The organism is Archangium gephyra, assembly GCF_042230915.1.
GTDB classification, from domain to species: domain Bacteria; phylum Myxococcota; class Myxococcia; order Myxococcales; family Myxococcaceae; genus Archangium; species Archangium gephyra_B.
The window spans coordinates 11173800-11194288 of sequence record NZ_CP102578.1; the positions used below are offsets into that span (position 1 = coordinate 11173800).

12 protein-coding genes and 1 pseudogene are annotated in these 20489 nt (G+C 69.6%); 9 read left to right on the top strand and 4 right to left on the bottom strand.

All coding sequences use genetic code 11. The annotated features are described in order from the left end of the window. Positions 1-192: 192 nt before the first annotated feature. Positions 193-2736 (bottom strand): ATP-binding protein, encoded by a 2544-nt coding sequence (locus tag NR798_RS44090; protein ID WP_375768623.1) that lies wholly within the window; start codon positions 2734-2736, stop codon positions 193-195. 353 nt (positions 2737-3089) lie between these two features. Here NR798_RS44090 and NR798_RS44095 point away from each other — a divergent pair, with 353 nt between their 5' ends. From NR798_RS44095 to NR798_RS44125, 7 genes and pseudogenes are all read left to right on the top strand, one after another. After that, positions 3090-5669, top strand: coding sequence for a GAF domain-containing protein (locus NR798_RS44095; protein WP_375768624.1), 2580 nt, complete (start codon positions 3090-3092; stop codon positions 5667-5669). Between the two features lie 79 nt (positions 5670-5748). Next, the gene (locus NR798_RS44100; RefSeq protein WP_375768625.1) at positions 5749-6435 is read left to right on the top strand and encodes a TetR/AcrR family transcriptional regulator; all 687 of its coding nucleotides are present in this window, start codon (positions 5749-5751) and stop codon (positions 6433-6435) included. Beyond that, positions 6432-7019: a hypothetical protein gene (locus NR798_RS44105; RefSeq protein ID WP_375768626.1), complete on the top strand. Its 588-nt coding sequence runs from the start codon at positions 6432-6434 to the stop codon at positions 7017-7019. Before NR798_RS44100 ends, NR798_RS44105 begins: the two co-directional genes overlap by 4 nt. A 49-nt stretch (positions 7020-7068) precedes the next feature. Then, positions 7069-7911, top strand: a complete 843-nt coding sequence (locus tag NR798_RS44110; protein WP_375768627.1) for an OmpA family protein — start codon at positions 7069-7071, stop codon at positions 7909-7911. A gap of 119 nt (positions 7912-8030) precedes the next feature. Continuing rightward, positions 8031-8708 (top strand): annotated as a pseudogene (locus NR798_RS44115) (metallophosphoesterase); the annotation flags it as partial. Between the two features lie 867 nt (positions 8709-9575). Next, positions 9576-12791 (top strand): metallophosphoesterase, encoded by a 3216-nt coding sequence (locus tag NR798_RS44120; protein ID WP_375773919.1) that lies wholly within the window; start codon positions 9576-9578, stop codon positions 12789-12791. 132 nt (positions 12792-12923) lie between these two features. Further along, entirely contained in the window at positions 12924-13886 is a 963-nt protein-coding gene (locus tag NR798_RS44125; RefSeq protein ID WP_375768628.1) for a hypothetical protein, read from the top strand. A gap of 88 nt (positions 13887-13974) precedes the next feature. On the opposite strand, the gene NR798_RS44130 is transcribed toward NR798_RS44125, so the two are convergent. Further along, complete coding sequence (locus NR798_RS44130) at positions 13975-14670, bottom strand: NTP transferase domain-containing protein (RefSeq protein ID WP_375768629.1); 696 nt, start codon at positions 14668-14670, stop codon at positions 13975-13977. Positions 14671-14835: 165 nt separating this feature from the next. Here NR798_RS44130 and NR798_RS44135 point away from each other — a divergent pair, with 165 nt between their 5' ends. Beyond that, positions 14836-15714, top strand: coding sequence for an alpha/beta fold hydrolase (locus NR798_RS44135; protein WP_375768630.1), 879 nt, complete (start codon positions 14836-14838; stop codon positions 15712-15714). On the opposite strand, the gene NR798_RS44140 is transcribed toward NR798_RS44135, so the two are convergent. Beyond that, positions 15711-16034 carry a CBS domain-containing protein gene (locus NR798_RS44140; RefSeq protein ID WP_375768631.1) on the bottom strand — a complete coding sequence of 108 codons (324 nt, stop codon included), beginning with the start codon at positions 16032-16034 and terminating at the stop codon, positions 15711-15713. The two genes, NR798_RS44135 and NR798_RS44140, sit on opposite strands and share 4 nt — an antisense overlap. A gap of 98 nt (positions 16035-16132) precedes the next feature. Here NR798_RS44140 and NR798_RS44145 point away from each other — a divergent pair, with 98 nt between their 5' ends. Next, positions 16133-18136: a patatin-like phospholipase family protein gene (locus NR798_RS44145; protein ID WP_375768632.1), complete on the top strand. Its 2004-nt coding sequence runs from the start codon at positions 16133-16135 to the stop codon at positions 18134-18136. Between the two features lie 107 nt (positions 18137-18243). Here NR798_RS44145 and NR798_RS44150 read toward each other — a convergent pair whose 3' ends face one another. After that, positions 18244-20232 carry a hypothetical protein gene (locus tag NR798_RS44150; RefSeq protein WP_375768633.1) on the bottom strand — a complete coding sequence of 663 codons (1989 nt, stop codon included), beginning with the start codon at positions 20230-20232 and terminating at the stop codon, positions 18244-18246. Between the last annotated feature and the right edge of the window lie 257 nt (positions 20233-20489).

Consider the following 20489-nt stretch of genomic DNA (forward strand, 5'->3'; position numbering starts at 1 on the left):
CGAGTAGAACCGAAAGTGTCGGCGCGCAGTGGCGCCGCATGCACCGGTGGTTCCCTGGGAAGGCCACGGGTGCATTCATGCAGTAGGGCTGCACTTCCGCTGGCACCCGTCGGGTGCGAGGCGGCGGGGGCGGCGCGTCCGGATCCCCTCCCCGGGCGCGCCGCTCCAACTTTTTTGGGGCCCCCTCCCCGCTCACGAGGCGGGCGTCTGCAGGGCCTGCTCCGCGTACACCCCCGGCAGCGTCACGATGAAGGTGGAGCCCTCCCCCGGAGTGCTGCGCGCCTCGATGGTGCCGCCGAGCGCCTGGACGATGGTGCGGGTGATGTAGAGCCCCAGGCCCAGTCCGCCGTAATGGCGCTCGGACACGGCGCGCTCGAAGCGCTCGAAGATGCGCGAGAGGTTGCCCGGGTCGATGCCGATGCCCTGGTCATGCACGAGCAGCAGGGCGTGGCCCGCCTGGGTGGACACGGAGAGTTCCACGGGCTTGCCAGCCCCGTACTTGAACGCGTTGGTGAGCAGGTTGGTCACCACCTGATCCAACCGCAGCCGATCCCACCGTCCGAGCACGGGCCCCGGGGCACGCACCGTGACGCGGCACCCGGCCTTGGTGGCCTGGGGCTCGAAGCGGCCCACCACCTCGCGCACCACCTCGGCCAGGTCCACGTCCTCCCAGTCGAGCTCCAGCTTGCCGGCGCCGATGCGCGAGACATCCAGCAGGCTGTCGATGAGGCGCGAGAGCCGGGCCACCTGCCGCTCGGCGATGTCCAGGTGCGCGAGCAGCGCCTCGCCGTCCAGCTTCACGCCTGGGCTCCGGGCGGACCTGCGCAGCGAGTGCAGCTTGAGGCGCAGGGGCGTCAGGGGCGTCTTCAGCTCGTGCGAGGCGATGGAGAGGAACTCGTCGCGCACCTGCACCGCCTCCTTCGCCTCGCGGAAGAGCCGGGCGTTGTCCACGGAGATGGCGGCGCGGCGCGCCAGGTCCTCGGCCAGCCGCAGCTCCCACTCCTCGTACTCCCGGTCCCCCTCGGCGTAGACGAGCGTGAGGGCCCCGAAGATGCGCCCGCGGCTGAGCAGGGGCACACACAGGTAGGAGGAGAGGCCGAGCGCGTGCAGCAGCCGCGTCTGGTGCTCGTCGCGCGCGCCCGCGTCGAAGAAGGACTCGGGGACGGTGGGCATCCACTCCGGCTCGCCGGTGCGCAGCACCCTGGGCAGGCCCCGGGGGGCGTTCCAGTCCAGCTCGAAGTGGTGCAGCACCTCGTGCACCAGCGCCACCTTCTCCGGCTCCCGGTGGGCCGCCGCGACGCGCTCGAGGCCGCCGTCCGGCGTCAGCAGATCCACCGCGCACCAGTCCGCCAGCGTGGGCACCACGAGCCGGGCCACGTTGGCCAGCGTGGCCTCGTAATCCAGGGAGGTGGAGAGCAGGGCGCTCGCGCGGGCCAGGAAGGAGGCGGACTGCTCGGAGCGCCGCTGCTCGGTGACGTCGATGTGGAGGCCCACCCACTCGCGCACCTGCCCATCCTCCGTCACCACCGGCACGCCCCGCGCGGACATGTGCCGGTACCGCCCGTCATGCCGCCGCACCCGGTGCTCCACCTCGAAGACCTTCCGGACGCGCAGCGCCTCCACCCACCGCCGGACCGTCCGCGCCCGGTCCTCCGGGTGGATGCACTCCAGCCAGCCGTACCGCCCGTCGAGGAACTTCTCCCGCGTCTGGCCGGTGAAAGCCCTCCAGTGGGGCGAGTCCCTGACGACGCGGCCCTCGGCGTCCGTCGTCCACACAATCTGGGAGACGGCATGCGTGAGGGAGCGGAAGCGCTCCTCGCTCTTCTGCAGGGCCTCGTGCTGGCGCTGCAGGCTCGCCGACAGCTCCTCGGCCCGCAGGCGGGCGCGCATCTGCCCGGTGACCTCGCAGGCACACACGAGCAGGCCCTCCATCTGCCCCTCCGCGCTGCGCAGCGGTTGGTACACGAAGTCGAAGAAGGCCGTCTCCCGCCGCGCTGGCGCGTCCAGCTGAATGGGAATCGCCTTGCCGGCCACCGGCTCGCCCGTGCGGAAGACATGGTCCAGCAGCTCGAAGACGTGCTGCCCGTCAATCTCCGGATGGGCCTCGCGCGCGGGCCGCCCCAGGATGTCGCGCCGCCCGACGAGCCGCAGGTAGAGCGGGTTGGCGTACGCGTAGACGTGCGTGGGCCCCTGCAGCAGGGCGATGGCCACGGGGGCCTGCGTGAAGACGCTGTGCAGCCGGGCCCGCTGCACCGCCGCTTCCAGGAGCGCCGCGTGCTCGCGCGCCAGCAGCTCGGCCTGGGCCTCGCGCAACCGGGCCGCCCGCTCCTTGAGCTCCCGGTCCTTCTCGAACAGGTCCACGAAGAGCGTCACCTTGGCGCGCAGCACCTCCGGCTCGAAGGGCTTGGTGAGGTAGTCCACCGCGCCCTCCACGTAGCCCCGGATGATGGAGGACTCGTCCTGGTGGTAGGCCGAGATGAGGATGATGGGCGTGTCCCGGTGCCGCGCCCGCTGGCGGATGAGCCGCGCCGTCTCGAAGCCATCCATTCCCGGCATCCGCGCATCCAGGATGATGACGGCGAAGTCCTCCCGGAGCAGACACTTCAGCGCCTGCTCCCCGGAGGTGGCCTGCGTCGTGCGCACCCGCAACGGCTCCAGCACCCCCTCGAGCGCGACGAGGTTGCTCGGGTGGTCGTCCACCAGCAGCACAGCGGGCCTGGCAGTTACCCTCGGCACGGTGAGGCCTCTCCCTCGTCAATGCAGCGGCCTGCCGGTCAGGCACGTCCCATGCCTGGCCGCCCCTCGCCGGGCTCGCGCGGAGGCCCTCCTGAAAGAACCTAGGAGCCCACCAGACCCATGCCCATCCCCCCAGGGCGGCTTGCCCACCGCGCCCCCTGCTCGGAAGGGGGTGGGCCCCGCGCGACTCCCGCGCGCAGGAGGCACGGACTTTTTCTCGCCCCCTGGGAATCGCGGGGGGACACGCCGCCCGGCTGACGGATGAAACGCGCAGTGGCCGACGTCCCACCGGTCCGCCGGTCCGCCTTGGGCGAGGCGACGTTATTGTGGGCCCGGGGGGAGTCCACGCAGGCATGTCCGAACTCGAACGAGCCGGTTCTCCGGAAGCCACGGCGTTACTCGCCGAGCGCGAGCACCTGCGAGCGTTGCTGCGGTTGATGCCGGTGGGGGTCTACATCGTCGACGCGCGGGGGCGGCTGCTGGAGTCCAACCCCGTCGCGGAGCACATCTGGGGAGGCCCGCTGCCGCGGGTGGAGCTGGAGGGCTACGGCATCTTCGAGGGCTACTGGCCCGGGAGCGGCCAGCGGCTGGAGGCCCACGAGTGGGCGCTGGTGCGCACGCTGCGCGACGGGCAGCCGGTGGTGAACGAGGAGGTGGAGATCGTCGCCTTCGACGGCGCGCGGCGCACGGTGCTGCACTCGACCACGGTGTTGAAGGACGCCCAGGCCACCATCGTCGGCGCGGTGGCGGTGAAGGTGGACATCACCACGCGCCGGCAGGCCAAGCACGCCGAGGCCTTCCTCACCGAGGCCACGCGCCTGCTGGTGGAGTCGCTGGACTGGGAGAGCACGCTGCAGGCGGTGGCGCGGCTGGCCACCCGCCAGCTGGCCGACTTCTGCATCATCGACGTGGTGGGCGACGACGGCGAGCTGCGCCGGCTGGTGGCCGCCGCACACGAGCCGGCCCACCAGCCGCTGATGGCCGAGGTGCTGCGCTTTCCACCGAAGGTGGGCAGCCCGAGTCCCCTGTCGCGGGTGTTCCTGGAGGGCCGTCCGCTGCTCATTCCGGAGCTCTCCCCCGAGTTGCTGGACACGATCGCGCGCACGCCCGAGCACCGGCGGGCCATGGAGCAGCTGGGGCCACGCGCGTGCATGGCGGTGCCGCTGTCGGTGGGAGCGCGCCGGGTGGGCCTGCTCAACTTCATCCTCGCCACCCCGGGCCGGCACTACACGGAGCGGGAGCTGAAGTACGCCGAGGAGCTGGCCCGGCGCGTGGCCCTCGTGGTGGAGCACGCCCGGCTCTTCCGGGAGGCGCAGGGGGCGCTGAGGGCGCGCGACACCTCGCTGGCGCTGCTGGAGGCCTTCCTCGCCGCCTCGCCGGTGGGCATGGGCTTCGTGGACCGGGAGCTGCGCTACGTGCTCGTCAACCCGGTGCTGGCCACCATGAATGGCAAGCCTCTCGAAGCGCACCTGGGACACTCCGTGCGCGAGGTGCTGACGGAGCCGGGAGAAGCCACGCACGTGGAGCAGTTGCTGCGCAGCGTGATGGAGCGCGGCGAGCCGCTGACGAACCGGTACACCCTGGTGCCCGCGCGGCCCGGCCTCCCGCCGCGCCCGGTGCACAGCACCCTCTTCCCGGTAACGGTGGACGGGGAGACGCTGGGCGCGGGCGTCACGGTGCTGGACATCACCGAGCAGAAGCAGGTGGAGGAGGGGCTGCGCTTCCTCGCCGAGGCCACCACGCGGCTGTCCTCCTCGTTGGATCCCCGCACCACGATGGAGAGCACCGTGCGGGTGGTGGTCGAGCACATGGCGGACTACTGCATGCTGGACGTGCGCACCGAGGAGGGCAAGAGCCTGGAGCGCGTGGCGGCGGCGGCGCGCCGGGCGGACACCCAGCGGGTGCTGGAGGAGGCGCGGCACCTGTCTCCCGCCCCCCATCCGGACTCCCCCACCTGGCGGGTGCTGGAGTCCGGCCGGGCCCTGCTGGCGGCCGAGGTGGGCGATACCCTCCTGGAGGACGAGACCCTGGACGCACGCTTCCGGGCGACGCTGGCGCTGCTGCGTCCGCGCTCGGCGATGTTCGTGCCGCTCATCGCCCGGGAGCGCACGCTGGGGGTGCTGACGGTGGTGAGCCAGGACGAGGCGCGCCGCTACACCGAGCGCGACCTGGCCATCGTGGAGAACCTGGCCTGGCGCGCGGCGCTGGCGGTGGACAACGCCCGGCTCTTCCACCAGGCGGAGCTGGCGGTGCAGGCGCGCGACGAGTTCGTGGCCATCGCCACGCACGAGCTGCGCACGCCCCTGTCGGCGCTGAGCCTGCAATTGACGGCGCTGCAGCGGGCGGTGGACGCGGGCCGCCCGCCCACCGAGGAGAAGCTGCGGCAGTCGCTGCTGACGGCGCGGCGCCAGACGGAGCGGCTGGAGCAGCTCGTCAAGCACCTGCTGGACGTGTCGCGCATGACCAACGGGCGGCTGGAGCTGGAGCGGGAGGAAGTGAACCTCTCGGAGCTGGTGCACTGGGTGGTGGTCCGCTTCGAGGAGAAGCTGGCGGAGGCCGGGTGCACCGCGGTGGTGCTCACGGACGCCCCCGTGGTGGCCCGGGTGGACCGGCTGCGGGTGGAGCAGGTGGTGATGAACCTGCTGTCCAACGCGATGAAGTACGCCCCCGGCCATCCGGTGGAGCTGCGAGTGGAGCGCCAGGGAGACTTCGCGGTGATTGGCGTGCGCGACTTCGGACCGGGCATCACCCCGGAGGCGCAGGCGCGCATCTTCGAGCGCTACCAGCGGGCCTCGGGCCAACACTCCCGTGACAGCCTGGGACTGGGCCTCTACGTGGCACAGTGGATAGCGCGCGCCCACGGGGGCGAGCTGAAGCTGGAGAGCACCCCGGGCCAGGGCTCCCACTTCCGCCTCTACCTGCCGCTCGGCTGAACGCCCTCCCCCGCGAGCCGTCCCCCGGGAGTGATTGGCTTGCGCCGCGCCTGAAATCTGAGCATACTCATTTTTGAGCATGGTCACTTCTCGCAAATCAAGCGCCCGCCAGGAGGCCGCCGAGGCCCCCGGACTGAGGGAGCGCAACAAGCAGGAGAAGCTGGAGCGCATCCGGCAGGCGGCGGGGGAGCTCTTCGCGAGCAAGGGGTACGCGGAGACGACGACGCGGGAGATCGCCGAGCGGGCGGGCGTGGGCACCGGGACGCTCTTCCTCTACGCGCGCACCAAGGAGGAGCTGCTGATGCTGGTGTTCGCCGAGCGGGTGGAGGCGGTGCAGGAGGAGCGCTTCCGCACACTGCCCGGGCAGGCGCCGCTGCTCGAGCAACTGGTGCACGTCTTCGAGGGCTTCTTCCGGCTGTACGCGAAGGACCCGGCGCTGGCGCGCGTGTTCATCCGGGAGCTGCTCTTCCTGGAGCCGGGGCCGGCCGGGGAGCGGATGCACCTTGAGCGGGCCTTCGCGGCGCGGCTGGCGGGGCTGGTGGCGGCGGCGCGCGAGCGGGGCGAGGTGGCGCGAGACGTGGACCTGGAGATGGCGGGCTTCAACCTCTTCGCGCTGTACATCACGACGTTGATGGGCTGGCTGTCCGGGGCCCTGGGCCCCGGGGAGACGTGGCGCCCGGTGCTCGAGCGCGCGCTCGCGCTGCAGCTGCGGGGCCTCGAGCAGGACGCGAAGACTTCTGGCGGAAGCAGACGGAGGCGATCATGAGCAACGAGGCAACCCTGACGCTGCGGCAGGCCCGCGAGCGCTACTTCGACGAGAACGGCTTCGGACAGGGCGGGAACTACGACGAGCGCTGGGTGCGGGTGGACGTGGGCCCGGTGCCTTTCTGGTTCCCCAACTCGAAGGAGCGGGTGCGGGCGCTGCGCTTCCATGATCTGCACCACGTGCTGACGGGCTACCACACGGACTTCCCGGGCGAGTGTGAGATCTCCGCGTGGGAAGTGGGCGGAGGGTGCACGGACCACTGGGTGGCGTGGCTGTTGAATCTCTCGGGGATGGGGGCGGGGCTGTTCTTCATGCCGCGCCGGGTGGCGAGGGCCTTCCTGCGGGGCGCGCACACGGGCAACCTCTACCGCGCCGAGTACGGCGAGGCGCTGCTGGGCAAGACGGTGGAGGAGATGCGGAGCGCGATGCGGATGGACGAGCCGGTGCCCGCGCCGTCGTGGAAGGAGCGGCTGGCGTTCGCGGGCTGGTCGTCGGCGGCGCTGCTGCTGTCGGCGGTGAGCGTGGGGGCCTTCCTGGCCCCGGTGGCGCTGGGGGCCTGGGCGCTGGTGCGCTGGCTGCGCTGACCGGTATATCCTTGGAGTTCCAAGCACGAACGCCAAGGAGGGCCACCGGATGGACGGAGCAGCGAGCGACGCGGAGAAGCGCCGGCGCATGCGGTGGCCCTGGTGGCTGCTGGCGGGCTCGCTGGGGGTGACGGTGCTGGGCGGCTGGGCGGCCTCGCGCTCCATCTCGTCGCTGGTGGCGCGGGTGGAGCAGCTGGAGCGGGAAGCCGGCGAGTCCGAGGCGCGGGTGGCGGAGCTGCAGGTGCTGCGAGACAGCATGGCGCGGCGGCTGCGCCAGCTGGAGCACCAGCAGCAGGGGTTGAGCACGCAGAACGCGGCGCTCAACAAACGGGCCGGGGAGCAGAGCGTGCTGCTCGCGCGGCGCGACGCGGTGCGGGTGGAGCTGGAGCAACTGCTGAAGGCGGAGCTGGAGCGGGGCGAGGTCTTCCTGGTGGAGACGGACGGGCGGCTGCGGGTGGAGGTGGCGGACCGGCTGCTCTTCGAGCCGCGCAAGGCGGCGCTGACGCCCACGGGTGCGGAGCTGCTGACGCGGGTGGGGGCGAAGCTGGCGGTGGAGGGGCACCTGGTGCAGGTGGCGGCGCACACGGACGCGGTGCCGGAGACGGCGGACACGGCGCCCGGGCCGACGAGCTGGGAGCTGTCCTCGGCGCGCGCGGTGACGGTGGTACGGCTGCTGGGAGAGAAGACGAAGCTGGGCCCGGAGCGGCTGGTGGCTGCGGGCTACGGGCCCTATCACCCGGTGGTGGCGGACGACGGGCCGCTGTCGCGCGAGCGCAACCGGCGGCTGGAGTTGCAGCTCATGCCCGCGCCGCCGAAGCCCACGCCGCCTCCCGCTCCCACCGCGCCCGTGGATCAACGGCTGGCCAAGAAGCGCCCGGGACAGGCGCGGTAGCGCGAGGCACACCGCGAGGCGCTTCACGGCGGTGAGCGCCCGGTGCATTCTCGCCCCCGGCTCATTCCGCTGGGGGACACGTGGCTCGGCTCGGTTGGCTTCACCTCTCGGATCTCCAGATGGGAGTCCGTAGCTCGCTGTTGCCCCGAGCCGACTACAGGGAGGCGCTCGAGCAGGATCTCCGGAGGATGCACGCGATCTCGGGTCCCTGGGACCTGGTGCTCATCTCGGGGGATCTCACCCGGACGGGCGACCCGCGGGAGTTCAGCTTGCTGAACTCCACCCTGAGATCCCTGTGGAACTATCTGCGAGGCCTGGGTTCGACCCCCTGCCTGCTCGTCGTACCGGGCACTCACGATTTCTGGCAGGGCGAGTCCCCTTGGGAAGTGGGCCAGGATGTCCGGTACCGGGTCTCGGAGATACGGAAGGCGTTCCGAGGGACGAAGCCGAGTGAAATCACGAAGCGCATCCGTGTGGCGTTGGCCCCTTTCAACTCATGGTTCAATGATTGGCGGCGAGGGCATCCCTCGCCTGTGAATCAGACCTTCCGCGATGGCCTACTCCCGGGAGACTTCGCCGCGACCGTCGAAAAGGAGGGCTTGAGGGTTGGAGTCATCGGGCTCAACTCCATCTTCCGGGACACCGTCGGCACGGGCTTGGGAGACCTGCATGAGCTCGATCTGGAGCAGGTCGAGATGGCTACGGGCAAGAGCGCTCGCAAGTGGGCACTTCATCATGACGTCGTGCTGCTGCTGACGCACAAGCCCCCCTTCATGCTGCGCCCCAAGCAACTGGATCAGCTCCAGGCGGTGCTGACCCCCTCGAGTGGTCTCTTGTTGCACGTGTGTGGCCACCAATACGGCGACGCACATGGCCCCTCACTCCACCTCAGCCAAGCGCCCTCACTCTTCGGTTCGGCAATGGCCTATGTCGGGCACTCACAGGGGCCCTGGGGATACATGGTGGGGGAGCTCGATGTCTCCGGTACAGGGGGGCAGCTCAGGATCTTTCCTCGCAGTGCATCGGCCACGAAGCGCACGATTGTCGTGGGCCCTGATGAACGGTGGGTTTCCGAACTCAACGAAGCGGCTCAATGGGACATCGCTGGCCTGCGCGGGAAACCGGAGTCCGCTGCACCCGTGGGCCGGAGTGCCCCCGACCCGGAGCTTTCGCTGCTGACAGCCATGCTGGGGCCAAGTTCCCCCCCCGCTCGCCCGGAGAAGCTCTGGGTCCTGCGAGACACGCCGCAGCCCCCCTCTCTCCCGCCCGGTGTGAAGCTGAAGGAGACGTTGGAGACGGGCCGCGAGAAGGTCGGTTGGCTGGCGTGGGCCCCCTCTGGAAACGCGCTCGGAATCGGGCTGTCGGATGGCTATCTCACCTGTTGGAAGGCTGGAGAGAAAAGACCGAACTGGATGGTGAGGGCCCACATGGAAGGGCTCGCGGACCTCTGCTTTTCGCCAGATGGGAGCTCGTTGGCAACCCGCTCCATTTATGAGGTCCGCCTGTGGAGAGCGGATGGGACCCGTCTCGAGACATCCCAGCCCCTGTCGGGCCCTGGAAACGTGACGGCATGGTCCGCCACGGGGCTGCTCGCAGCCGACGGCACCATCACGGGAACGCTCCAGTTCTGGGACACGCGGACGTGGGAGCCGAGGGGCTCCGCAATGACTTCGAGCCCCACCCTGTACTGCCTGGCCTGGTCACCCGATGGGCAGTTCCTGGCCTGTGGCGGCACAGGAGACGAAGCGCTCTTTCTCCTGAAGGTGCGGACGGAGGGGCCAGACTCCATCCGGATAGAGGAGGCTCGCCCCCTCCCAGGCCATGACGTGGATGTCCTCAGCATCGCGTGGATGCCCGGCACCACCCGGATTGCCGCCGCTTGCCGGGACAGAAACATCTATGTCGTGGACACGCAGGGCACCTCGTCAACGACCGTCCTGGAAGGACATACGGACGCGGTCGTGAGTGTCTCGTTCTCCTCCGACGGCCAGTTGCTCGCCTCCATCTCTCGCGACGGGAACATCCGCTTGTTCCGCACGGATACCTGGGAGCCCGTGGCCCAGTTCGGGGAGCCCGCCCCACACCAGTCCTTCGCGAGATTGGCCTTCTCTCCGACAGCGCCCCTCCTCGCCAGCCAGGGACCTGGAAGCCGGGGAGTCAGGCTCTGGGAACTCGATCTCGACACGCTGCTTCGTTCCCAGACGCCGTCCACCACCGTCCACCACGTCGGCGCCAAGGTCGTGCTGGTGGGAGAAGGACGTGCGGGCAAGAGCTGCCTGGCCCTGCGCATGAGCCAGGATCGTTACGAGGAGTTGGAGTCCACCCATGGGATGCGCTTCTGGTCGATGCCCGTGGAGCAACCCGCCTCGGAGGCCCTCGGAACCAAGACGGAGCGCGAGCTCATCCTGTGGGACATGGGCGGGCAGAGCGAGTACCAGCTCGTGCACCAGCTCTTCCTGCGGGACTCGACCCTGGCCCTGATGGTGATGGAGCCCGGGCGCGGGGAGCGGGCGCTGGAGGAAATCGAGGGCTGGAACCAGCGCCTGCTGGCCCAGGCGGGCGGACGCACCATCCGGAAGCTCCTGGTGGGCGCCAAGGTGGACAGCAGCGCCTCCGCGGAGAACCTGCCGGCCATCGAGAATCTGGTGCACAAGCTCCAGTTCGCGTCGTACGTGTCGACGAGCGCGAAGACCAACCAGGGCATTGCCGAGCTGAAGGCCACCCTGAACCAGACCATCGACTGGAGCACCATCGAGAAGGTCAGCCGTCCCGAGCTGTTCCAGCGCCTCCGGCAGCACATCCAGCGGTTGCGCGAGACGAAGCGCGTGGTCCTCACCTTCTCCGAGCTGGAAAACGAGCTGCGCGCGGAGACCGGGAGCGACTTCGACCCGGAAGCACTGCGGGCCGTCGTGGGCCACCTCACCCGGCAGGGGCTCGTCGCCGATACGCGGATGGCCGACGGGACGAGGATGCTCATTCTCGAAATCGAGCAGGTGGAGCGCTACGCGGGCTCGCTCATCGTCGCCGCCCGGGACAACCCCCATGGGGTCCCCGCCATCGACATGGCGAAGGTCATGTCCCCCACGATGCGCTTTCCCCGCATCCAGCCCGAGGAGCGGCTGCGAAGGGATCAGGAGCTGGCGGTGCTCGACTGCGTCATCGAGCTGCTGCTCGAGCACGGGCTGTGCTTGCGGCACGAGGGGCTGCTCATCTTCCCGTCGCTCTTCCAGCCCACCCAGGCCACCTCCGGTTCGGACTTCTCGCACTCCATCTCGCTGCACTACGACTTCTCCGGACCCATCGACAACATCTACGCCTCGCTCATCACGTCCCTGGCCATCAGCCGGCGCTTTGGAACGATGCGGCTGTGGGAGGACCGGGCCGAGTTCGGCCACGCGAGCGGTGACACGTCAGGCGTGCGCCGCGTGCAGAGCAGGGGACAGGGGGCTCGCGGCTACGCGCAGCTGGACATCTACTTCGACCCCGGAACGCCCACGGCCACGCGCGACCTGTTCGTGAACTTCGTCGAGGAACACCTGCGAGAGCGGGGCGTGGAGCTGCTGGAGCGGCTGACCATCACCTGTGCGTGTGGGGTGGTCTTCGCGGAGGAGGTCGTCCGCAAGCGGCTCGCCGCGGGGCTGCCGGACATCATCTGTCCGGCCTGCGAGGTCCGGACGCCGCTCACGCTGGGGGCGCAACAGTCGCGCGAGCGCAACCCGGAGCTGGTGAAGCAGGTGCAGGGGCTGCGCACCATCATCCAGGAGCAGCGGTCCCTGAGCGTCACCGAGACGAAGGTGAGCATGACGGAGGCGGAGCAGGCGGAACCGGGCCAGGGTGAGCCCATCCGCATCCTCCACCTGAGTGACCTGCACGTCGGTGCCGGGGATGATCCGCTCAGCCTGCTCCAGCCGCTCGTGGCCGACCTGAAGGACAAGCGAGACGGGCTGGGCGTGGAGCGCCTGGACTACCTGGTCATCTCCGGAGACATCACGAACCGGGCCACGCCAGCCGAGTTCGAGAAGGCGCGCGAGCTCGTCTCCCGGCTCATCGAGACGTTCGGGCTGACGGCCGAGCGCTGCATCCTCGTTCCCGGCAATCACGACCTGGACTGGGAGACCGAGGTCTACACCTGGAAGAAGAAGCGGCAGGTGGACGAGCGCGCGCTCGCGCCCGGCACCTTCCACAAGGAAGGCGAGGTGTACGCCATCCGGGACAATGAGAAGTACCCGGAGCGCTTCAAGAACTTCTCCCAGCACTTCTACCACCCGCTCCTCCAGAAGGCGTATCCGCTCGCGCCCGAGGAGCAGTGCATTCCGTTCCTCTTCAGCGAGACGCGGCTTCAGTTCCTGGCCATGAACTCGGCCTGGGAGATCGACGAGCACTTCAAGGAGCGCTCCAGCATCTTCGAGCAGGCGCTCGCCCGGGGGCTGAGCAACGCGGACCAGGAGCTGCTCTCGGCCAGGAAGCGGGGCGAGCTCGCGGAGGATGCCAGGGTCTTGCGGCTCTCCGTCTGGCACCACCCCATCACGGGCAACGAGAAGATCCAGAAGGACGCCTTCGTGGGCCAGCTGTTGAAGGCGGACGTCCGCGTCTGCCTCCATGGCCACGTCCATGAAGACCGGGCCGACCTGGTCAACTACCTCCATGCGGAGCGGAGGCTCCATGTGGTGGGTGCCGGCAGCTTCGGGGCTCCGACACACGAGCGGCCGGAGGCGGTGCCGCGCCTGTTCAACCTGATGGAGGTGCAGAGGGATCTCCAGAGCATCCGGGTCCACACGCGGTGCCTGCGCAAACACGGGGGCGCCTGGGAAGGATGGGCGGTGTGGCCAGGAGAGAAGCCGGGAGAGCGGCGCACGTACTACGACGTGCCGCTGACCTGAGCACCGGACCTACATGCCGCCCCCGCCTCCGGGGAAACACACGGGAAAATGCCGTGAATAAACCGGGCGGGCGGCCGTCCGAGCCGCTGGTCACCCACTGGCCCCCTGTTTTTTCCGCTCCGGAGAATCCCCGTGCCCACCCTCAGGCAACTGCTGTGCACGTCCCTGGCGTCGAGCCTGCTCTTCACCGCTGGCACCGCCGAGGCACGCTTCGGTAAGCGCTCCGACTCCTCCAGCTCCAGCAGCGACAACGTCCACGACGCCAGCCCGGTGGGTTCGAGCGACGGCAGCTCCGGCGGCTCCAGCTCCGGCGGCTCCAGCTCCGGCGGCTCCAGCTCCGGTGGTTCCAGCTCCGTGAGCGACACGGTGAACACCGTGGGGGCCCTCCTGGACGTCCTCTTCTTCGTGGCGGACACCGCGGAGCGGGTGAATCGCTACGAGGCGCAGAGGCACTACGAGACGACCCGCTACGACTCCAGCGCGGCCGTGGAGCTGGAGCCCGGCCAGCAGCCGATGTACGCCTACGGACAGGAGCCGGTGGTCCAGCAGCAGCAGGTGCCGGAGGCACGCAAGCGCAACATGCTGATGTTCCGGCTGGGCCTCGAGGGGCAGACGCTGGGCGAGGGCTCGGCGGTGGGCTTCAACGTGGGAATCGAGGGGGAGCACTGGGGCGTGGCCGCGGCGGCGACGGGGCTGCGGCTGCCGGCGGACGACGGCACGGCGGGCGTGGACGAGATCGGCCTGTTCTCCGCGCACCTGACGCTCGCGCTCTACAGCAGCGACCATGCGCGGCTGCGGCTGGAGGGCGGCGTGGCGACGGCGAAGGCGCCGGACGTCACCTTCGCGGGCCCGAGCTTCGCGCTGTCCTTCGAGCGGTGCCTCTTCGGCGCGCTGGACCTGGAAGGCCGCGGCCAGGTCGTCCCGGTGCCATACATCCAGGTGGACACGCAGGCGGGCCTCGCGCTGCACCTCAACGCGGTGACGCTGCGCACCGGCTGGCGCTTCCAGCTGCTGGACGACCGGGGCGTGGTGGACGGCGTGGTGCACCGCGACTACTTCAGCGGCCCCTACGCCGGCATCGGCCTGAACTTCTGACCCACGCTCCCCTCCCCTCTCCCATCAGGAGAGGGAAAGGGCGAGGAGGGCACGGACCCGGCTGCGATCCGTGCGAGCCACTCCGGGCTCAAGAGCCGGACATCCCGTCGGAGGAGGCCTCCATGGGAGCCGAGACACCGGTGGACGCGGTGGTCCCCGTGGACTCGGCCTTCTTGCCCCGGCGCTTGGGCGGAGGGGCGAGCTTCGGCGCGGAGCCGAACAGCCGCTCGTACGTCTCCGGGGTGTTGATGTTGACGACGACGCCCGGGTCCTTCACCGGAATGCGGCGCACCTGCAGGCCGCGCACCGCGCCCTCCAGCTGCGTCTCGCCCGAGTCCCTGTCCCGCAGCCGCTCGGCGGCGCCGCGCGAGAGGATGATGGGGAAGCCCGAGGCGCCCTCGAACTCGGGGCGGATGGCCTCCACCGAGTCCCCCATCGCCTTGATGAGCGTCTTGAGGGTGGAGGCCCGCAAGGCGGGCATGTCCACCGGGTGGATGAGCACCAGGTCCGCGCCGTCCTCGAAGGCCGCCTCCAGCCCGGCCTTCACCGAGCCCAGCTGCCCTTCCTGCCACCGCTCGTTCTCCACCAGGTGGAGCGCCGGGTGCTGGTCTCGCACGGCCTCGGCGTCCTTGCCGATGACGCCGATGACCGAGCAGCCGGCCTTGCCAAACGTCGAAGTGAGCGACTGGAGGAAGCTCTTGCCCCCCTCGTGCTCGATGAGTGCCTTGGAGTAGCCCATCTTCCTGGCCTCCCCCGCAGCGAGGATGATCGCCACAGCCTTCATGCCACGCCTCCCTCAGGCCCCCACCGGTTGGCGTGGGGGCGACCCCCTACACCCTGGCAAGCGTGGAGCGATCTGGCTGCGCACCCGGGGGCAGCCCGTTGGGAAGTCGGCATTGGGCACACGGCTGATGTTGACCATGCGCGCAAGTGCTACGTCTTTCCGCCCATGATCGAACTTCCCACCTTCATCACCCGCCTCTACCCGTACCAGCCGCACTTCGCCGCGACTGTCTTCGGACGGATGCATTACGTGGACGAGGGGGAGGGGCGGCCGGTGCTGCTGGTGCACGGCAACCCCACCTGGTCCTTCCTTTATAGGAAGGTGATTGCCGGCCTCGCGGGAGGCCCGTACCGGGTGGTGGCGCCAGACCTCATCGGCCTGGGGCTGAGCGACAAGCCGCGCGAGCTGTCGGCGCACACGCTGCGGCGGCATGGCGAGTCGCTGCTGGAACTGGTGCGGGGACTGGACCTGAAGGACGTGGTGCTGGTGGTGCAGGACTGGGGAGGCCCCATGGGCGCGTGGATGGCGGCGCGCGCGGAGGACCGGGTGACGGGGCTGGTGGTGATGAACACCGCGCTGCTCAAACCCGAGCGCTTCCGCACCACTGCCTTCCACCGCTTCTCCCACCTGCCGGTGGTGAGCGACGTGGCCTTCCGGCTGTTCAACTTCCCGCTGCCGGTGCTGGGGCGCACGCAGGGAGACCCGGCCTCCATCTCGGGAGACGTGGCGAGGGCCTATGCATGGCCGCTGCGCAGGGTGGTGGACCGGGCGGCGCCGCTGGCGCTGGCGCGCATGGTGCCCAACAGCCCGGAGCACCCCACGATGGCGGAGCTCACCGAGGGAGAGGCCTGGGCGCGCTCCTTCCCAGGAGCCGTGGAGCTGGTGTGGGGAGTGAAGGACCCCATCCTGGGCCGGGCGCTGCGGCGTCACCGCGAGGTGTTTCCGCGCGCCCGTGTCACCGAGACGGCCGCGGGCCACTTCCTCCAGGAGGAGGTGCCCGAGGAGATCGTCGCCGCCATCCGTCGGGTGGCAGACGCGCGTTAGTGCAACCAGGTGGAGCGCACGCCGTGCCCGCCCGGCACGAGGACGACGCGCGGACGGTCGCCTGCACTTCCTTCCGAAGCGAGCGTGGCGCGGGCAGTCAGAATTTCAGTCATCCGGGCCAGCGGGAGCGTGGACCAGATGCGGTGCAGCTCCTCCTCGGAGACATGGCCGAGGATCTCCCCGTGTCGCTCATCCACCACTGGCAACAGGTGCACGCCGTAACGGTGCATCACTTCGAGCGCTCGCATCACCGTGTCGCGGGGATAGAGGATGATGTCAGGCATTGCAACGACTTGGGGCTCGACAGCGCGGCGCGTCACGACTACCTCCAGTGAACAAGCCCCAGCGGGGGCTGACTCCGGCTGTAGCAAGCGCCCTGCCGAGCAACTTTCCGGGCGGATGGGTGGATAATGGACGCATGTCCGTGAAGCCCACCCGCACGTCCAGCCCGACTCCCCTCACGCGTCAGCCCGAGGCCGCTCCCTCCAACCCCCTGGAGAAGGTGGGCCAAGCGCTGCAGCACGCGGCGAAGAGCGTCAACACGCACGTCAATCGGGTGGTGGACACCTTCGAGGCGCGGCTGCCCTCGGGGGTGAAGCCCGCGGGGGCCAAGGGCTGGGAGGGCATCACCCTCACGGGCAAGCCGCTCCAGATTCCCCTGGAAGCGCTGAAGAAGGTGGACCTGGGGGACGTGCGCAAGGTGCTCGAGCGCATCTTCCCGCCGAAGATTCACGACGAGCAGGGCAAGAAGCTCGTCGAGCAGACGAAGGACTTCCGGGAGACGCTGGGCAAGGTGCGCCAGCTGTCCCTGGAGCTGGAGATGACGCCGGCCCAGCACCCGCGCCGGGCCGAGCTGCAGAAGGCGTTGGACGCGGCCGAGGGCAAGCTGAAGGCGGACTACGGCTACACGCGCACCACGGCGCCCCGGCCGGGAGCGATGTGGGTGGATCCGCAGTTCTTCGAGAAGGAGCTGCCGGGCGGGAAGCTGAACGCGAGCCAGTTCCCCACGGGCACGCCGGTGACGAAGCCGCCAGCGCCGATGGACTTCCTCTTCGGCAAGGGGCCGCGGGAGCTGAAGCTGGGCGAGGGCGCCGCGGCGCGCACGGTGCGGACGCCGCAGGAGTACCGGGCGGCGGTGGCGGCGCGGCGGGCCGAGCTGGGAATGCCGGTGAAGGACGGAGAGCCGCAGGGTGTGCACCTGAGCCTCCAGGGAGGAGGAGGCAAGGGCAAGCGGTACGGGGCGATGCTGGCGGAGATGTATGAGCTGGGGGTGGTGCCCACGAGCCTGAGCGGCACGTCGGCGGGCTCCATCGCGGCGGCGTTCGCGGCGACGGGGGCGGGCCCCGAGCAGATTCAAGCGCTGGCGAAGGATCCCCGCCTGAGCAACCTCTACGACTGGGACCTGGACATGAAGGACGGAGGCATCCTCAACGGGGAGCAGGCCTTCGAGCTCTTCGACCAGGAGCTGCGCCGGCTGACGGGGATAACGGACCGGCCGGTGACGTTCGCGGACCTGAAGGTGCCGCTGCAGCTGCTCGCCGCGAAGGCGTACGACAGCGCGGCGGGGGCGGACGGGATGACGTCGGCGAAGGACCGCATCTTCGTCTTCAGCCAGGAGACGACGCCGGACACGCCGGTGGCGCTGGCGGTGCGGGCCTCGATGGCGATTCCGGGCGTCTTCGAGCCGGTGCAGGTGGTGGACCCGGCGACGGGCCGGCGGGTGCACCTGGTGGACGGCGGGGCACTGGACAACCTGCCCATGGGCTACAACAAGAATGGCCTGCCAGCGATTGGCGCCTCGCTCTCCACGCGGGCCACGGGCCACCCGGCGGACCACCACAACACGACGAAGCCGCTGCCCTCGGGCAACCTGGACTCGACGAACGTGCTGTGGAACGCCCTCAACGGCTACACGCTGATGAAGGACTCGGCGTCGGACTACAACGACTACATGGACCGGACGAAGCCGCAGGCCAACCAGTTCATGCTGTCGCTGCCGACGTGGGACCTGACGGACCCGAGCAAGGGGGACAGCACGCTGAAGTTCGGGTACGACACCAAGGTGGACCCGGCGCTGGATGCGCAGTCGCGGCAGGTGACGCGCAACTTCCTGCGCGACTTCCTCGACGACCTGCGCGTGCCGGGCTCGAGGGGGACGAACTACAAGGCCGAGGTCCCCCAGAATCTGCGCTTCGACGTACCGGTGGAGGTGAAGGGCAAGCCCTACCAGGTGAGCTACGCGGGAGGAGACACGCTGGTGGCGACGCCGGTGGGGGGAGGCAAGCGCATCGAGCTGGCGGTGGGCAAGCAGCGCATCGAGGCGATGTACCTGGACAACCTGGCGTTCGGGGACCTCCAGAACCAGCTGGCCTACACGCTGACGAACCCGAGAAGCGTGAAGCCGAGCTGGCTCCCGTTCTAATCCCCTCTCCCTTTGGGAGAGGGTCAGGGTGAGGGTCTACACGCGAGGACGACCCTCACCCCCCGCCCTCTCCCAAAGGGAGAGGGCGCATGCGCAACCCAGCCAGACTACCGGCGAGCGCTCTTGCCGCGGGCCTGGTGCAGGCGGAAGTCCTCGTGCCAGGCGCCGTTGAGGCGGGCGAGCACCTCACGCGAGTCGAGGTGGCGCTGCTTCTCCAGGGTGGTCTGCATCTGGCTGTCGCCGACGAGGTACCCATTGGCATACAGCGTGTTGGCCTCGGGAGCGGCGACGGCGAGCTCCTCCGGGGTGCCCAGCGCGAAGTTGAACACCTCGCCAGAGAAGGGCACGCGCTCGACCCCCACGAGCTTCGCCGCGCCGGTGCGGGTCAGCAGGGAGTCACCGACCTTCAGCTCGCCGGCCTGCACGACGCCGCGGGTGGCGGTCACCATGGGGTGGGTCTGCGTCACCATCACCTCGCCGCCCAGCGCATCGCGCAGCTTCACGACGGGCTTGCTCTCACCGCCGCGCGACACGGTGGTCACCGTCAGGGCCGTGCCCTGGCCATTGGCCAGCAGCTTGTCGCCCACCTTCACCTGCTCCACGGGCACCTGGGAGCCATCGGCCTTCGTCACGCGCGTGCCCTCGGCGAGGCAGGCGTTGCGCCAGTCGAGGTTGAGGATGTCCTGGAAGCGCGAGCGGATATGGGTCCGGGTGGTGCCAGTGGCGTAGTCCACGCAGGTGGCGCGCATGGTGGCGCGCATCATCAGGCGCACGTTCTGGAACTGGTCCAGGCAGTCCTTGCCGAAGTCCGCCAGCCCGTCGAAGGGGGCGTTGAGCTTCGTGCGGTCATAATCGTCGAGGAACGGCGTCTTGAAGGGCAGGCTCCCCTTGAGCACGCTGGTGCCGGGGGCGGTGCCCGCGACGCACCGGCCGCCGCGCTCCATGAGGATGAGCGTGGCGTCGCTCGTCAGCGTATCCAGGGAGCAATCGGACGGCAGGGTGACCTGGTACCAGCCGCGCAGGGGCAGGTAGAGGCGGCTGATGTCATAGGCGGCACCACCGGAGGGCTCCCAGTAGGCGCCCGCGGCGGGAACCCACGCGCTGCGGCTGGACTCGGGATCCGCCGCGCCGATGCCGGTGTAGGGCTTGGCGAAGGGCTTGAAGTAGCCGGTGACGGGGTCCTTGCTGCCCGAGGCGAAATCACAATCCAGGTAGCCGGTGACGGCGCCGCGCTCCAGGCAGGTGCGGATGGGATTGTCCCGGAAGTGGCTGCCGATCAGCTCCTTGGGGTACTGCACGGTGATGGTGTTGATGTCGTGCGCGCCCAGGGCCACCAGGGACGACTCGGCCACGGTATAGGACACGTGCTGCTCGCCGGTCTCCTCGTCGAAGGCGATGGCCACCGAGTCGGCGAAGAGCTCCTCGTCCGGGTTCACCTTGAGGGAGAGCGGGAGCGGCGGCGTCTCGAGGACGGCGCTGGCGTACTCCTCGAGGGACTCGGTGCCGAGCACGCGGAACTCGGTGCGCTCGCGATTGGCGGCGAAGGCGGTGACGTCGGCATAGGCGTAGTCGGCGCCGTCGAAGCAGGTGACGAGACCGGAGGCCTGGAACTTCGCCAGCTTGGGGTCGGCGCTGGCCACGTCGGTGAGCGGCAGCATGTGGCCGCAGCGCGAATTGGCCTCGGCCTCCCCGGCGGTGGCCGAGGTGAGCCGGTCCTTGCGGGCCTTCGGGCCGGGAGTGCCGGTCTTCTTCTCCTTGCGCATCGTCTCCAGCTTGCGGAAGAGCTGCGGCGAGTTCTGCGGCGTGCTGCCGGCGGCCTGCAGGCGGTTGGTCACGAAGCGGTACTGGGTGTCATCGGCGAGATCGAGCTCCATGTGCGAGCCCTTGCGGCCCCGCTCCTGGCCCTGGGCCTCCAGCTGCTTCTCCCAGCCCGAGTAGAGCCGGGCCATGTAGAGCGAGTCGGCCACCAGGGCCTGTTTGTCGACTTCCTGCGGCATCTTCTGCTGGCTGCAGCCACTGCCGAGCATCGCCACGCCCATCAGGACGGGGAAGACGCGCGCGAGCATCCGGGACGAGGCCTTCGACGACAGTTTCATGGGGTTCACCTCAGGGGCTGAAAAGGACAGCCGGAAACTGGGGATGCCTCGCCGGATGGGAAGACGGCGGGAGAAAAGCTTTTCCTTCCTTGTCCAAACACAGACACCTTCCTGGGAAACCCCGTGAACAGCGAACAATGACTTGCACCCCTCGGGAAGGGCGCGCGGCCAGCCGAGCGGATGGCCTCGCCCGCCTCCCCCATTCCCGAGAGGGAAAAGCGGAAAGCCTTTCATGCTGTCTTTGTAGAAAGCTGTAG